This window comes from Streptomyces sp. NBC_00988, assembly GCF_045162645.1.
In the GTDB taxonomy this organism is placed as follows: domain Bacteria; phylum Actinomycetota; class Actinomycetes; order Streptomycetales; family Streptomycetaceae; genus Streptomyces.
On sequence record NZ_CP108730.1, the window covers coordinates 2,946,183 to 2,961,608 of the forward strand.

Below are 15,426 nucleotides of genomic sequence, written 5' to 3' on the forward strand. Positions count from 1 at the left end.
CTCCGAAGGACGGGAGCAGTCCTTCGGAGGACCCGAGGGACACGACAAAGGGGTCGTCATGACGGACAGGTTCGTCGCCGCAATCGACCAGGGCACCACCTCCAGCCGCTGCATCGTCTTCAACCAGGACGGCGCGATCGTCGCCGTCGACCAGCGCGAGCACCGCCAGATCTTCCCCAAGCCGGGCTGGGTGGAGCACGACGCCACCGAGATCTGGTCCAAGGTGCAGGCGGTGGTCGCCGGGGCGATCGCCAAGGCGGGACTGCGCGCCGACCAGCTCAGCGCGCTCGGCATCACCAACCAGCGGGAGACGACGGTCCTTTGGGACCGCGCCACCGGCAAACCCGTGCACAACGCCATCGTGTGGCAGGACACCCGCACCGCGGCCCTGTGCAAGCAACTGGGCGGCTCGGACGGGCCGGACCGCTTCCGCGAGCAGACCGGGCTGCCGCTCGCGAGCTACTTCTCCGGCCCCAAGGCGGCCTGGCTGCTCGACAACGTGCCCGGCCTCCGGGACCGTGCCGAACGCGGCGAGATCGCCTTCGGCACGATCGACTCCTGGCTGATCTGGAACCTCACCGGCGGCACCGACGGCGGCAAGCACGTCACCGACGTGACGAATGCCGGGCGCACCATGCTGATGAACCTGGAGACCCTCCAGTGGGACCCGGCCATCCTCTCCGCGATGAACGTCCCCGAGGCGGTCCTCCCCGAGATCAAGTCCTCCGCCGAGGTCTACGGCACCGCGGTCGGCCAACTCGCGGGCGTGCCCGTGGCATCGGCCCTGGGCGACCAGCAGGCCGCCGTCTTCGGGCAGGCCTGCTACGACGTGGGCACGGCCAAGAACACCTACGGCACGGGCAGCTTCCTGCTTCTCAACACCGGGAACCGGCCCGTCCCTTCGAAGAACGGGCTCCTCACGACGATGGGCTACAAGATCGGCAGTGAGGCGCCGGTCTACTGCCTGGAGGGCTCAATCGCCATAACGGGCGCCCTCGTTCAGTGGTTCCGCGACCAACTCGGCATCATCCGCAACGCCGACGAGATCGAGACCCTCGCCGCGAGCGTGGACGACAACGGAGGCGCGTACATCGTGCCCGCGTTCTCCGGCCTGTTCGCCCCCTACTGGCGCTCCGACGCGCGCGGAGTCGTCACCGGGCTGACCCGGTACGTCACGAAGGCGCACCTCGCGCGCGCGGTGCTGGAGGCGACGAGCTGGCAGACGCGCGAGGTCGTGGACGCCATGTTCCAGGACTCCGGGGTGCAGATCACCACCCTGAAGGTGGACGGCGGCATGACCAAGAACAACCTGCTGATGCAGCATCAGGCGGATGTCCTCGGGGTGCCAGTGATCCGGCCCAAGGTCTCCGAGACGACCTGCCTGGGCGCCGCCTACGCGGCCGGGCTCGCCACCGGGGTGTGGAACGACCTGGACGAGCTCAAGTCGCACTGGCAGAAGGACGTCGAGTGGACGCCGTCCATGGAGTCGTCGGTGCGGGACCGCGAGTACCACAACTGGCGCAAGGCCGTGGAGAAGAGCTTCGGCTGGCAGGAGGACGGCGACAACTAGGCACACACGCGTGGGTCGTTCACGCGGCACACGCGCGTGCGTGTCGTTCCGCGAGCCGCGGCCCGTACCCCGGTCGGCGTGGGTACGGGCCGCGCCCGTACCTCAGCTGATGACGCTCTGGCGGCGCTTCGCGCCGTAGGCCATCGCGTGCTGGACGACCTCGATGAGGACCTCCTTGACCGACGCGCGGTCGCGTGCGTCGCAGAGCATGAGCGGTACGTCCTCGTCGAGGTCGAGGGCCTGGCGTACGGCGTCCACGGGGTAACGGTCGGCGCCCTCGAAGCAGTTGACGCCGACGACGAAGGGTATGGAGCGCCGCTCGAAGTAGTCGAGGGCGGCGAAGCAGTCCTCCAGGCGGCGGGTGTCGGCGAGCACGACGGCACCCAGGGAGCCCTCGGAGAGCTCGTCCCACATGAACCAGAACCGCTCCTGGCCCGGCGTGCCGAAGAGGTACAGCACCAGGTCCTCGCGCAGCGTGATGCGGCCGAAGTCCATGGCCACGGTGGTGGTGTGCTTGCCCTCCACCCCGCTGGTGTCGTCGACCGGACGCCCTGCCTCGGTGAGCAGTTCCTCCGTGCGCAGCGGCCGGATCTCGCTGACCGCGCCGACGAGGGTGGTCTTGCCCACGCCGAAGCCGCCGGCCACCAGGATCTTGAGCGTGACGGGCTCGACCGGAGGCTTGCCTCGCTCAGAACGCCCGAAGATCATCGGTCTTTTCTCCTGCTTGATGATGGGGGTAGGGGGTGGTGGCTCGCGCCGCTCACAGGGCCCGGAGGCCGGAGATCACGTCGCGCAGAATACTCTCGTCCACCAGTTCCGCAGGGGGTACGGGACGTGACACATGGACGAGTTCGCCGTCCACGAGGTCGCCGATGAGGACCCGTATCACCCCGATGGGCAGGTCGAGTTCGGCGGCGAGTTCGGCGACCGACTGCGGGGCGTCACGGCACAGACCGACGATGTCCACGTGCTCCGGGGACAGCGTCTGGTCCGCTTCCGAGTCGTCCTCGTGGGACTCCGCGATCACCACCGCGATGAGGTCGAGGCGGTGCTGGGCCGCACTGGTGGTGCGGCCGCGCGTCATCGCGTACGGCCTGACGACCGGTCCGGCCTCGTCGTCGAACCAGTGGCTTCTTCCCTGACCGTCTCCGCTCATGTCACTCCACTACCCGCCGGAGGACAGGTCGGTGCGCGGAGCGGCCCCCAGATGCACACCGACCCGCTTCACGAGCAGTGTCATCTCGTAGGCGACCTGTCCGACGTCCGAGTCGGCGTCCGCGAGGACGGCGAGGCAGCTGCCGTCGCCCGCGGCCGTCACGAACAGGAACGCCTCGTCGAGTTCGACGACCGTCTGCCGCACGCTGCCCGCCTCGAAGTGGCGGCCGACGCCCTTGGCGAGGCTGTGGAAGCCGGAGGCCACGGCGGCCAGGTGTTCGCTGTCCTCGCGGGTCAGGTCCTGGGACACGCCGGTGGCGAGGCCGTCGCCGGAGAGCACGATGGCCTTGCGGATGCTGGCGACGCGCTCGACGAGGTCGTCGAGGAGCCAGTTCAGCCCGCGCTGGTCGGTGCTGTGGCCGGTCTCCTTCGGTGCGGTCATCGACCGTCCCCCTTAGTTCCTTGTGCTGTGCCGCCTTGAGCGTCGTCGCCCTCGGCGTTCTCCTCGCGGCCGCGCTGCCAGCCGCGCTGGAGCGAGGCCATACGGCTGCGCACCTCGTCGGCGTCGCGCTCGGCGACCTCCGCCGGGCTCGCGGCGCGCCGATCGGGGTCCTGTTTCAGCTGCGGGGCCAGATTGGCCTGACGTACACGTCTGGGCAACGCTCCGGTGCTCGGCGGGGTGTCGGAGTCCGGTACGCCGGCCGCGAGTTCGGCCCGCCGGGTGCGCCTGGGGAGAGCGGGGGTCTCGGGCGGCTCGCCGGGTCCGCGTCCCGGGGAGACGGGTGGCTGCGCGGATTCGGCGCGGCCACCGGGCACGTCGGTACGGCGCCGTAGCGGCGTGTCACCTCGGCGCCGGGCCGGGAGCGGTGCGGGGCCGTCCGTTTCCGGTGCGCCCAGGCTCGGAGCCGTAGAGAGGCCGTCGAAATCGGCCTCTACGGAGTCCCCCGTTTCGCGTCGGGAGCGCTGCTCGACGACCGGGCGTCCATGGGAGCTGACCAGCTTGGGTGTACGGCGTCGGGGCAGCGGAAGCGGGTCGCTGCGGTGGCCGTCCGTGTCGGCCTCGGAGACCTGCTGATGCACGTCTACGGGGCGGACGGGGGCGAGGTCGTCCCGGTGGGTGGAGGCGCGGCGGGGGCGGAAGATCCCACCGCGCTCGCCGTCCTCGTCGTCGAGCCCGTTCGGGAACCCTTCGAGGGCGTCCAGGTCGACGGGGGCTTCCAGTTCGACCGGTCCGTCCAGGAGGGCGGGCGGCAGACCGGGCAGCTTCACGGGCACCTGGGAGAGCGCGGAGCGGCGGCTCTCCTCCAGCTCGGCCTCCTTCGTCGGCCGGGGCCGGTCGAGGCGGAAGCCGATGCCGTTGGTGTCCGGGACCTCGTCGCTCAGCAGGGCGTCGGGAATGAACACGACGGCGGTGGTGCCGCCGTAGGGGGACGGCTGGAGCGAGACGCGGACGTTCTGCCGCTGGGCGAGCCGGCTGACGACGAACAGACCGAGGCGGTCGGTGTCGGAGAGTTCGAACTCCGGTGTCTCGGCGAGCCGGAGGTTGGCGTCCAGGAGTGCCTCGGCCGCCATGCCGAGGCCGCGGTCGTTGATCTCCAGGGTGAAGCCGTTCGCGACCCGCTCACCCAGGACCTGGACGGCGGTGTGCGGCGGGGAGAAGACCGTGGCGTTCTCCAGGAGTTCGGCCACCAGGTGCGTGAGGTCCGCCACGGCGGGGCCGGTGACGGCTATGCGCGGCAGCCTGCGGACCTCGATGCGCTCGTAGTCCTCGACCTCGGCGACGGCCGCGCGAACGATGTCCATGAGCTGGACCGGCTTGCGCCACTGGCGGGACGGGGCGGCCCCGGAGAGGATCACCAGACCCTCGGCGTGGCGGCGCATACGGGTCGTCAGGTGGTCGAGGCGGAACAGGTCGGCGAGTTCGTCGGTGTCCTCGGTCCTGCGTTCCATGGTGTCGAGCAGGGTGAGCTGCTTGTGCAGCAGGACCTGGCTGCGCCGGGCGAGGTTGACGAACACCTCGGAGACACCGGACCGCAGTTCGGCCTGCTTGACGGCGGCTTCGACTGCCGCGCGCTGCAAGGTGTTCAGGGCCTGGCCGACGTCGCCGATCTCGTTCCTGTCGTACTCCAGGCGCGGGACCTCGGTCTCCACGTCGACCACTTCGCCGACGGACAGACGGCGCATCACGCTGGGCAGCCGGACGCCGGACGCCTCGTGTGCGTCCAAGCGCAGTTGGCGCAGGTCGCGGATGAGGCCGCGGCCGATGCGCACCGACAGGAACAGCGAGAACAGGAGGGCGATCAGCCCCAGGACGCCTGCGACGGCCGCCTTGAGGATGACCCGCATCGCGACCGGGCGGACACGGTCCTGGTAGCGGTCGTTGGCCTGGTCGTCGAGGGTGCCGAGCTTGGCCAGCACCGCGCCGGCCGCGGTGTTCCAGGTCTGCGCGGTGACGTTGCGGGGCGTGCCGGACGTGGTGGAGGCGGCGGCCTGTTCGGCCACCCGCAGCGGGGCACTGGCCGCGTTCTTCCAGAAGCGTTCGAAGTGGCCGCGCTCCGAGGAGGGCAGCAACGGCAGGTTGATGTCGTACAGCAGGGTGCGCTGGGCGACCAGGTCGGAGACGTCGCGGGTCTCGTCCCGGGTGAGCTTGCCGACGACCAGGGAGGAGCCGAGCAGGGCGTCCTCACGGGAGAGGAACTCCCGCGCGCGGGCGAGGTTCACGAGGGCGCGGTACTGCTTGTCCATCTCGACGTTGTCGACGACATGGAGGTTGGACAGCAGCACGTAGCACGGGTCGACCAGGTGGTTGTAGAGCCCGAGGGCCTGGCCGCGGTTGACGGTGCCGTCCTCGACGCTGCGCCGCAGGGACTGGAGCCCGTCGAACGCGTCGAGGACCGCGGCGACACGGCTGTCGGTGGCCTGCCCCATCGCGTCGCGCACGTCCGGGTTGTCGGCGTTCTTGCGGATCTTGGCGACGGCCTCGTCGGTCGCGGCTCGGCTGCGCCTGAGATCGGTGAGCCCGTCGGCGGCGCGCGGGTCGGCGAGATAGACGAGCGACTGCCGGCGTTCCTGCTGGATGACCCGGACCGTGTCCTCGGTGGGATAGCCGATCTTCTCGACGACCGACGACACGTTGAACAGGTCCCCGGCGGCCCGGCCGGTGAGGACCGTGGCGAACGCCCAGATCGCGGTCAGTGACACCAGCGGCACGAGAAGGAGCGCCACGATCTTCCGGCGGATGGACTTCCCGCGAAAGCGCATGGCCTCCCCCAGCTGGACCCCCGCCGGCCGGGGGTACACATGTACGTCAACAAACGGCGCGAGCCTACTACTGACACAGAGGTAACTCGAAGAGCTGTCCGGAGCGTGAACTTCCGCAACAGCGACCGGACATGGGGAGTTGTCGGGTCATTGCGGGAGATTGCCGCCCCGATATCCCCGGGATCACCACACCCCACCCCATCGGTCCCCTTGGCCAGTTGGCCGGAATTTTTCGTCCGTTGGGAATCTTCGTGGCATGTTGTTCGTCTTTCTCTACGGGACATGGGGGCGGAACCGGCCACACGAGCCGCATCCGCAACCGTGCGGCGTAAAACAGCGCAAGCCGGGCACCCACTGGGGAGTCGGAGTCTTCGGACTCCGGGGCGAGTGGTGTACCGGCGGTGGGGAGGACACGTTGATGGGCACGGCGGAGCGGCAAGAGGCGCTTGAGGACGGCGTGGCGGCGCGGTCGACGGCGCAGCGGCGCCGTGAGGCACCGGATCGCGACATCGCGGCAGACGGTGGTACGACGACGGGCGGCGGCGAGGCCCAGAGGGGCTCGGGCGAGCCCGCGGCGGCGGAATTCGACGAGCCGCGTTCGGCTCGCGCGGCAGCGCAACAGCAGGAGTACTACCGGCCGTTGTGGATCGAGGAGCCCGCGCGTCGGCGCCGGCTGCCCGATCCGGTGCGTACGGCGGCCGTGCGGGCGGTGATCATCATCGCGGTGACGCTGATCCAGGCGACGGTGGCCTTCCTGTGCACGATGGCCGGCTCCTGGCTGGCGTTCCCGATGGTGATCAGCAGCGTGGTGAGCACGGTGGTGGCCACCTGGGGCGCCCTGGACGTATGGGTGACCCGCCAAATGTGGAACCAGCGGAACGGCGTGGTCTCGGAGCCCAGCAGCACAGCGAGGGCCCTCCGCCGGGAGCGGCGTCGGGCCCAGCGTCAGGCGCGGTCCAGCGAGCGTGCCCAGGAGCGGATAGCCCGCAAGAGCCGCGCCGGGCAGCTGTCACACTCCTGAGGCTCGTCAACGGACGGTTCGTCTACGGAGTGGTCGGCGCCGGACGCTTGAACATCCGGGTCGCCGTGATCTCGCTGTGCACCGACTCACCTTCTCCGGCGGGGGCCTGCTGCGGCAGGCCCGGCCGGAGATGCTCCTCCACGCTGATGTACTTCAGGCCCGCCCGCAGGTCGGCATCGTTGCGCAGCCGGATCACCAGCGGGAACTCGGCCAGTGCCGTGGTGTCGAACAGGCCGGTGGTGTACAGGAGTTGGACACCGAGCGCGTCGGACACGGCGCGCTGCAGCTCCAGCAGGTAGGTCGCGTTGGCCCGCCCGATGGGGTTGTCGAGGAAGAGTGTGCCGGCGTGCCGGTGCTTGTCGCGGCCCCGGTCGTTGGAGCGCAGCGCGGCCATCGTGCAGTACAGGGCGATGGCCGCGGTGAGCAGCTGACCGCCGGAGAACACGTCGCCCATCTGCCCGACCGGCACGCGCTCGGCGCGCAGGACGGCGTCCGGCTTGAGGATCTCGACGGCGACGCCCTTGGGCTCAAGGGCGGCGCCAACTCCCCTCAACAGCAGGGACATTCCGTCGCGCCGCATGTCGGAGTTCTTCTTCACGGCGGCCCGGGTCGCCTCGTCGACGACCACACCGAGCCGCTCGGTGAGCGTGGCCTGGTCGGGCTCCTCGAAGCGGATCCGCAGGAACTCCTGCCCGGACCACTCGCCGAGCCCCTCGGGCAGCCGGGACAGCCGCTGCGCGGACCTCAGTGTCGCCAGCGCCGACTCCACGAGCCCGCGGAGCCGGTCCACGATCGAGTCGCGGTTGCGCTCCAGCTGCGCCAACTCGTCGGTGAGGACCCGGAGTCGGGGCAAGAAGGCGTCGGCCCACTTCTGCGCGTGCTCGGGCAGCGCGGACGCGGGCAGCTCACGGATCTGCTGCCGCGCGGGGGTCCGTACCTGCTCGTAGCGCGTGGAGTTGGCGTGCCGCACGAGCACATCGCTCGCCTCGCGTACGGCGCCCTCGGCGGCGGACAGGTCGGCGGCGCAGCCGCGCAGCGAGCGGCGGGCCTCGGCGGCGGAGTGCCGGGCCTCCTCCACGCTGCCCGGGTACGGCTCGGGCTCCTCCTGCTCCTCGTCCGAGGAGTGTTCGCGCATCAGGTCCCGGAGCATCGCGGCGGTCTCGTCGAAACCGCCGGCCCCGTCCTCGGCGGCGCGGTGGGCGTCGAGGAGTTCGGCGTGGGCCTCGCGGGCCTGGCCCAACGCGTCGGTGCGGGAGCCGAGTTCGGCCGTCGCCGTGCGCAGCAGGGCCTGGGCGTGCTCGGCGTCGCGCGGGACGAGTTCCTCGGCCAGTTCGGTGTGTGCCTCGCCGTCCTCGGGCGCGTGCCGCTCCGCCTCGCCGCGCAGCCGCCCGAGCTGCTCGCTCGCGGTCGACACCCGGGTCTCCAGCAGCTGCACCAGCTCTTCGGCACGCGCCGCGGCGGCCTGCCGAGACGGCCCGTCGGAACCGTCGGGTGACTCCAACAGCTGGGCCGCGCGCGTGCGGACCTTGTTGCTGAGGCGGTCCAACTCGGCGATCGCCGCGCTCTCGTCGCTCTCCGCCCGCGCCTGCTCGGCCCGCAGATCGGCGCCGACGCCGACCTTCTCGTAGAGCTGCGAAGCGGCCCGGTAGGCCTCACGGAGGGCGGCCAGCGCGGGCCTGGGGACGTCCGGGTCGTCTTCCGGTACGTCGTCGGGGGCGCCCGCGATCTCGGAGCGCTCGGCGCGCAGCGCACGGGCCGTACGGCGGGCGTCGTCGGCGGCACGCTGGGCGGCGCGGCGGTCCTCGTCGGCGGCGCGGGCGCGCTCCAGGCAGGACTGGGCGCGGGCCTCCGACTCGGCTGCCTCGTCGGCGAGTTCACGCAGTTTCACCTGCCAGCCGGCGCGTTCCCGCAGCCGGAAGGCGAGTCCGGCTAGGGCGTCGGCGGCACGCCGGGCCTTCTGCGCGGCCTCCTGCCGCTCGTCGCGCACCTGGGCGGCCTCGGCAGCGGTCTCGTCGGCCTCGGCCCGCACGGTCCGCGCCTCGGCGAGCTCGGCCTCGGCCTCCTCCGCGAACGCGCGCGTGTCCCGCGCGGCCTGCGCCAGCTCGACCAGCCGCCCGCTCGGGCAGCCGGTGCGCCAGGACGCGAGCCGCGCCGCCAGCTCCCGGTCCTTGCCGAGCCGCGCGGCGAGCGTACGGATCTCCTCGTCCCGCTGCCCCGCCCGCGCGCGCAGCGCCTGCCGCTCCTCGTCGGCGGCGTGCTCGTCGTGCATGGCCGGGTTCGGCGGTACGAGGAAGACGTCACTGGTCTGCGCGTCGGGCGCCGGGGTCGGGGCAAGCAGGGCGGCGGCCGTACCGACGGCCACGGCGGACCGGGGCAGCAGGGCCGCGTCGTTCAGTGCCTCGCGGGCACGCGCGTGCGTGTCCGGGTCGGTGATGATCACGCCGTCGACCAACTCGGGCCGGGCTGCGAGCACGCGCGCGTGGTCGGTGGGGTCGACGGCCTGGGCGAGATAACGCCAGCCGGGCAGCGCGGGGATGCCGTGCTCACCGAGGTACTCCACGGTGGCCAGCACGTCCGGACCGGGCGGCAGCAGCCCGCCGTCACCGAGCGCCCCGAGAATCCGGGAGTCGTCGGCGGCGGCGGTGCGCAGGTCGAAGAGGTTCCGCTCTGCGGAGGAGACCCCGTCGTCGAGCAGCTCGCGCAACTCGTCGGCGAAGCGGTCGAGTTCCTCCGGCGTGAGAGGGCCTTCAGCGAGGGGACGGGCGGGCTTGCCGGCGCCGGAGTGGGCGACCGAGGAGGCGTTGGCGGCGGAACGGCCGCTTCCGGCAAGGCCGTTGGCCGAAGCACCGGTACGCGCGTCCGACTCGGCACCGTCACCGGCGGCACCCGAGCGCGCGCCCGCGCCGCCTACGGCCCCGGCGTCACCCTGTCCCGTCGCCGCCCCGTCGCCCGCGCGCTCACCGCCCGCGCCACGCGGCACCGGCACACCACCACTACCGCCTGCGGCACCACCGGCAGAACCGGCACCAGGCAGGCTGAGCAGCTCCGCGAGGCGCTCCTCCCCCGCCAGTCCCTCGGCGAGGCGCCGCTCCGCGTCGTAGGTCCGCTCGGCGGCGGTGGCCGCGTCGGACGCGCGGGCCGCCGTCAACTCCGCGCGGGATTCGGCGGAAGCCGCTTCGCGGGCGTGCTCGGAGGCGCGGCGCGATGCCTCGCGTGCGATGTCCCAGGAGGCCACGGCGGTCTTCTCGGCGTCGCTCGCAGCGAGAGCGGCGCGGGCCGGGTCGGCGTCGGGGGCACTGTTGTCGAGCCAGCCGGCGCGCACCGCCTCGGCGGTCTCCTGCTCGACCTCGGACAGGCGCTGACGCAGATGCCCGACCTCACTGCGGGCGCGCTGCGCCTCGGTGGCGGCGGAGGTGGCGTCCCGGTGGGAGGTCTCGCCGACCTCCTGGAGCGCGGCGGAGCGCTCCTCGCCCTCGTTGGCGAGGTTCTCGGCGCTCTCGACGGCCGAGTGCAGGGCCCGTACGAGATCGACGGCGGCCTTGGCACGGGCGGCGAGCGCCGGTGCCGCGTCCCGTTCGGCCTCGCTGATGGCGACGGCCACGCGCGCGGAGCGGTCGGCGGCGGCACGGTGCCGTAGCACCGCCTCGGCGGCCTGCCAGGCGGCGTGCAGGGTGCGGGCGTCGGCCAGCTCGCGCTTCTGCGCGGCGGCGGACTTCTCCATCGTGGCGAGCGCCAACGAGGCGTGCCGGTACGCCAGTTCGGCGGCGATCAGCGCGCTGCGCTCCCGCGCCCCCTCGGCGTGCGTGACGGCGTACGCGGCGGCGGTGACCCGCTGGGCGAGGTCGGCGGCCCGCACCCGCTCCTGCGCGCCCCGCGCGGACAGCCGTCGGGCCAGGGTGCGTGTACGGCGCTCGGCGCCGGCGTGGATGTCACGCGCGCGTGCCCGTACCTCGGCGGCCTCGACGATGCGGCCGAGCAGGTCCGCGGAACCGGCCGTGAAGTCCCGCTCGGCGATCAGCTCGGCCCGCCGCCCCAGCTTGTTGCCGAAGCCGCCGACCAGGTCGGCGAGGCCGTCGGTGTCCCGGGTGTCGGTGACCGCGCGGAGCAGCAGGTCGGTGAAGTCGGAGTCCTTCTTGACCGCGAAGAGACCGGCGGCCTCGCCCTCGTCGGCGTTCATCTCCCGCTGGTAGCGGAAGAGTTCGGGGTCGAGGCCGAGGTCGCCGAGGTGCTCGATCCAGCGGTCGTGGATCTCCTCCCAGTGCACTTCGAGGTGCGGATACGCCTTGCCCGCCTCGGTGATGGCGTCCCGGAAGCCCTTCATGGTGCGGCGCCGGCCCTGCGCGCCGGACGCGCCCTCGACGGGCGGCCGTACGGAAGTGGCCTCGGCGACGGGGAGGTTGTCCAGGCTGAGCCCCGGCCCGGGCCGGAACGAGTACCAGGCCTCGGCGAACTTCCGCGGGTCGTTGGAGACTTGACGTCCCCGCCACTCGCTGGCCTTGCCGACCACCACGCACTCGCCGGTCAGTGTGTGCTGCCACTCCAGGGCGACATGGCCGCAGTCGTCCGCGAGAAGGAACTTGCGCAGCACACCGGAGCTCGCGCCGCCCAGCGTGTTGCGGTGGCCCGGCAGCATCACGGAGAAGATCAGCTTGAGCAGGACGGACTTGCCGCCGCCGTTCTCCAGGAAGAGCACACCGGCGGGCGCGGGGCGGCGCGGCGGGCCGACGGGCTCGTCCTCGAAGAACTCCGCCTGGGTGGGCGCGGGATCGGGCACGGGCTGGCCCACGCCTCGCAGGTCAAGCACGGTGTCGGCGTAGCGCGCACCGGCGGGCCCGATGGAGTAGAGGCGGACCCGGGACAGCTCGTACATGGCGGACTCTCGTCGTATGTCTTCGGCAGGTGGGGGGAGTTGAGGAACCTCAGGAGCTGAGGAATCTCAGGAGTGGAACGGCAGCCCGGCGTCGGCCACCAGCTCCAGATCCTCGGTGTCCTCGGCGGGCATCAGGGTCGCGGTGCCGTCGGTGACCGGGACGACGCCCAGCTCCAGCAGCTCGGCCATGGCGGCGCTTCCGGCCATGTCACGCACCTGGAGCTGATAGCGGGCGGTCGTGCGATAGGTCCCGCCGTTGTCGTCGCCGGTGCGCTGCAGGAACCCGGAGTCGGTAAGGAAGGCGGCCGCCTTGCCGACGATGCCGGTGGTCGAACCGGCCAGTCTCCGGGCGTCCTTGGTGGCTCCGGTCGCGCTGCGTCTGACCCAGATCCGCCAGGCGGCCTCCAGACCGGGCGCGTCGGTGGCCGGGTCGGTGTTCATGCCCTGCTCGTCGGCCCGCTCCTCCAGCCGACGGCAGGCCTGCCGTACGAAGGCGTCGACCCCGTTGACCGTGACGCGCCCGATGTACCCGTCGTCGGCAAGATCCTCGGGCCGCGGAAACGCCATGGCGGCGACGGCAAGATGCGCGAGCCCATGCAGGAACCGGTCCCCGGAGTCGGCAGCCGTACGACGCGCGTAGTCCCCCATCCGCACGGCGAACACCGAGTCCTCGGCGGCGGTTACGGCCATCCCCGCGCGCGGAGACACCTCCAGCACGACCAGCCCGAGCCCGGCAGCCACGGCGTCGGCAAGCCGGGCGAACGGCGGATCCTCGCGGTATCGGCGGAGCAGCTCCGCGTACTCCTGGTCCCGCGCGGGCTGCAGTTTCGGCTGCAGCCCAAAGGCAACGAGCCGAGCGGCGTCGGCAGCATCGGCAGGCGTGACAGCGGCGCTCACCGCCGGGGCGGCAGCCTCCGGCTCACTCCATTCGACGTGCTCACTCACGACTGCAACTCCTTGGTCTTCCATACGAGGTCGAGGGCAGGCGCCTCTTCAGGGGCGCGGGGCTGTGACATATGCGGCTCCGCCGCGTGGGCGCGACCAGCCACAACGGACCCGCACCCGAGGAACAACAGACCCATCACGCCGCCTCACTCCGCCCCGCAGCCATTCCCACCGTGTCCAAAAGGGCCATCCCCACAATCAGATCGGCCCCACCGAACTCGGGATCATCCAGCTCGACCCCGTCGTCCACGGCGAACAAGAGCTTCGGCTCCCCCTGCCGATAGGCAGTACCAACGGGCGGACTGGCCGCATGCACAGCCAACAAGGCCACCAGATAAGGAAGTTCGGGATCCCGCCGCCGCGCGTCCGCAAGCAGCCCCGACAACCTCCGAGGCGCATCCGCAGGCAGATCAAGCAACTCCATGGCCGCTGCAAGTTGCTCCTCGCTGAACCGACTGTCATCCGGTGTGGCGATGAGATCCGGCTCAGGCATCTCCGCCCCGAGATGCTCCCGCTCGGCAGGCGGGGTGAGCAGTATGTCGACCAGGTCCCCCACCCGAACGGACACCGGCGTACGCAACCCGGTCCCGCGGGCGAAGAACGCGTCAGTGACCCGGATCGCCTGCTCCAACGGCAACGGCAGAACGGGCGAGACGAGATGCCCGTAGAGGTCGATCCCCGAGGTCGTCATCGGCGTGGCGAAGGCCTGCCGATCCTGCTCGGCACGGAACAGCGGCCCGGCCTCCAGAAGACGCGACTGAAGCTGCGTGTGCCGCCGGATGCAGTCCTTCACGATGTCGACCAACTCGGCCGCACGCCGCTTCTGTTCGGCGTCCTCGGACTCGTCACGGGCCTTGCGGATATTGGTCAGGATCGCGTTCTCGTGGCGATACCGATCAGCAACGTGATCGAGGGCCTCGGCGATCATGTCCGGCACGGTGTTGAGCCAGTCCACCGCGCGGACGTTGCGTCGCGTGGCGTCCAGCGCGCGCCGCAACGTCTCCGAGTACTGCACCGTCCGGTACCGGGCCTGCTCGGCGGCGAGTTGCGCGTCGGCGAGCCGCCCCCGGCTGATCAGCACTTCAAGCTTCACCTCGGCGGCGATCTGCGCACTGGTGACGTCGGTATCCAGCGCGCCCACAAGGACGTTGACGGCCTCGTCGGTCGTGCGGAGGTACACGCTGCCCCCGTAACCGGGGACCTCTTCGATCAGCTTGAAGTCGTAGTCGCGGCGCACGTACGTGCCGTCCTGGGCGAACGTGCCGTAGACCGTGCGGAAGCCGCGGTCGACGCTGCCGACGTTGATCAGGTTCTCCAGGACCCAGCGGGCCACGCGCTCGTGCTCGACGACGGGGCGCTGCGGGGCCTGGGCGGCGATGCGCGGGATGAGCCTGGCCACTATCTGGTCGTGGTCCGCGCCGGTGTCGAAGTCCATGTTCAGGGTGACCAGGTCGATGGCGGCGAGGGCCACCTCGGCCATGCCGTAGACCGAGTACTCGCCCGCGAGATTCGCCTTGCGTGCGTCGAGGTCGTGCAGCGGCGCGGTGCAGGCGAGCGCGCGCAGTCGCCGCGCCAGTCCCTCGTCGGCGGCCGGGCCCGGGGCAGGGCGCGGCCCCGCGCTGAACTGGGGCGGAACGCTGTCCGTCGATGCAGGCGAAGTCACGGTGCACAGACTAGGTCCTCGGTCTGACAACGACCCAAACGACGCAGAAGCGACTACCGCCTCAGCCGTGTGTGCGAGTCGGTCGAGCGCCGTGCCGTCCTCAGTCGAGCGCCGCGCCGTCCTCGCCGACCCGACTCCGGTACGCGTCGACGACCCGTTCGAGCGAGTCGTCGAGGTAGACCGCGAGCAGTTTCTCGGCCTCGGCGGGGTCGTTCGCCTGGAGTGCCTGGAGGATCAGGCGGTTGCGCTGGAGGTACGGCTCGTGGAGCGCCTTCGGGTCGTCCACGAGGTGGAAGGCGAGCCGGAGTTCGGCGAAGACGCTGCGCATCAGCTCGTCGGTGCGGGCGCTGCCGGCGAGGGCGACGAGTTCCCGGTGGAAGTGGATGTTGGCCGTACCCACGCCTTTCCAGTCATCTTCGACGGACGCCAACTGCCCTTCCGTAACAGCCGCGGCGAGCCGTTCGAGGGCGTACGGCGGTTCGCCCAGTCCGCGGACGACGGCGCACTCGACGAGGCGGCGGGTGCGGTAGATGTCCTCGACGTCCTCGACGCTCAGGACCCGGACGAAGACGCCCCGGTTCAGCTCGTGGACGAGCAGTCGCTCATGGGTGAGCAGCCGGAACGCCTCGCGGAGTGTGTTGCGCGACACACCGAGCGCCCCGCCGATGCTGTCCTCCGAGAGCCGGGTGCCCGGCGGGAAATAGCCGTCCGCGATTCGGCTCCTGAGGATGTCCGAGACGCGTTCCGCGGTGCTCGTACGGCCCAGGAGGGCTCGGTCGTCGGCCAGTCCCGCCAGCTGCTCTGCCATGCCCGGAATTCAACCGCAGATACAAGAACGAAACAACATGGGTATTGAGGGATCGTTCAACGATCCTCTACCTTTCTCGGCATGGCGCCACCGCTCACCCCGGCGCCGACGGCTTCCGCACGGCCCGGCTCAC

10 protein-coding genes are annotated in these 15,426 nt (G+C 71.4%); 2 read left to right on the forward strand and 8 right to left on the reverse strand.

All coding sequences use genetic code 11. From position 1 onward, the window contains the following. Positions 1-58 precede the first annotated feature (58 nt). Positions 59-1,570 (forward strand): glycerol kinase GlpK, encoded by a 1,512-nt coding sequence (gene glpK, locus OG496_RS13325; protein ID WP_366495407.1) that lies wholly within the window; start codon positions 59-61, stop codon positions 1,568-1,570. A gap of 102 nt (positions 1,571-1,672) precedes the next feature. Here the strand turns inward: glpK and OG496_RS13330 are convergent, their stop codons facing one another. The 4 genes from OG496_RS13330 to OG496_RS13345 are packed head-to-tail and all read right to left on the reverse strand — an operon-like array spanning position 1,673 to position 5,986. Continuing rightward, positions 1,673-2,278 carry a GTP-binding protein gene (locus tag OG496_RS13330; RefSeq protein ID WP_405971016.1) on the reverse strand — a complete coding sequence of 202 codons (606 nt, stop codon included), beginning with the start codon at positions 2,276-2,278 and terminating at the stop codon, positions 1,673-1,675. A 52-nt stretch (positions 2,279-2,330) separates the two neighbouring features. Then, positions 2,331-2,726, reverse strand: coding sequence for a DUF742 domain-containing protein (locus tag OG496_RS13335; protein WP_033282377.1), 396 nt, complete (start codon positions 2,724-2,726; stop codon positions 2,331-2,333). Between the two features lie 9 nt (positions 2,727-2,735). Continuing rightward, on the reverse strand, positions 2,736-3,167 hold the full coding sequence (locus OG496_RS13340) for a roadblock/LC7 domain-containing protein (protein WP_366495408.1): 432 nt from the start codon (positions 3,165-3,167) through the stop codon (positions 2,736-2,738). Continuing rightward, positions 3,164-5,986, reverse strand: a complete 2,823-nt coding sequence (locus OG496_RS13345) for a nitrate- and nitrite sensing domain-containing protein (RefSeq protein WP_405971017.1) — start codon at positions 5,984-5,986, stop codon at positions 3,164-3,166. Before OG496_RS13345 ends, OG496_RS13340 begins: the two co-directional genes overlap by 4 nt. A 418-nt stretch (positions 5,987-6,404) precedes the next feature. On the opposite strand from OG496_RS13345, the gene OG496_RS13350 reads away from it, so the two are divergent. After that, positions 6,405-7,007 (forward strand): hypothetical protein, encoded by a 603-nt coding sequence (locus OG496_RS13350; protein WP_405971018.1) that lies wholly within the window; start codon positions 6,405-6,407, stop codon positions 7,005-7,007. A 22-nt stretch (positions 7,008-7,029) separates the two neighbouring features. On the opposite strand, the gene OG496_RS13355 is transcribed toward OG496_RS13350, so the two are convergent. From OG496_RS13355 to OG496_RS13370, 4 genes are all read right to left on the reverse strand, one after another. Then, positions 7,030-11,877: a hypothetical protein gene (locus OG496_RS13355; protein WP_405971019.1), complete on the reverse strand. Its 4,848-nt coding sequence runs from the start codon at positions 11,875-11,877 to the stop codon at positions 7,030-7,032. Positions 11,878-11,943: 66 nt separating this feature from the next. After that, entirely contained in the window at positions 11,944-12,822 is an 879-nt protein-coding gene (locus tag OG496_RS13360; protein WP_399396167.1) for a hypothetical protein, read from the reverse strand. A 136-nt stretch (positions 12,823-12,958) separates the two neighbouring features. Then, positions 12,959-14,485 carry a hypothetical protein gene (locus tag OG496_RS13365; protein WP_366495413.1) on the reverse strand — a complete coding sequence of 509 codons (1,527 nt, stop codon included), beginning with the start codon at positions 14,483-14,485 and terminating at the stop codon, positions 12,959-12,961. Positions 14,486-14,585: 100 nt separating this feature from the next. Then, the gene (locus OG496_RS13370) at positions 14,586-15,293 is read right to left on the reverse strand and encodes a GntR family transcriptional regulator (protein WP_405971020.1); all 708 of its coding nucleotides are present in this window, start codon (positions 15,291-15,293) and stop codon (positions 14,586-14,588) included. Positions 15,294-15,426: the final 133 nt, after the last annotated feature.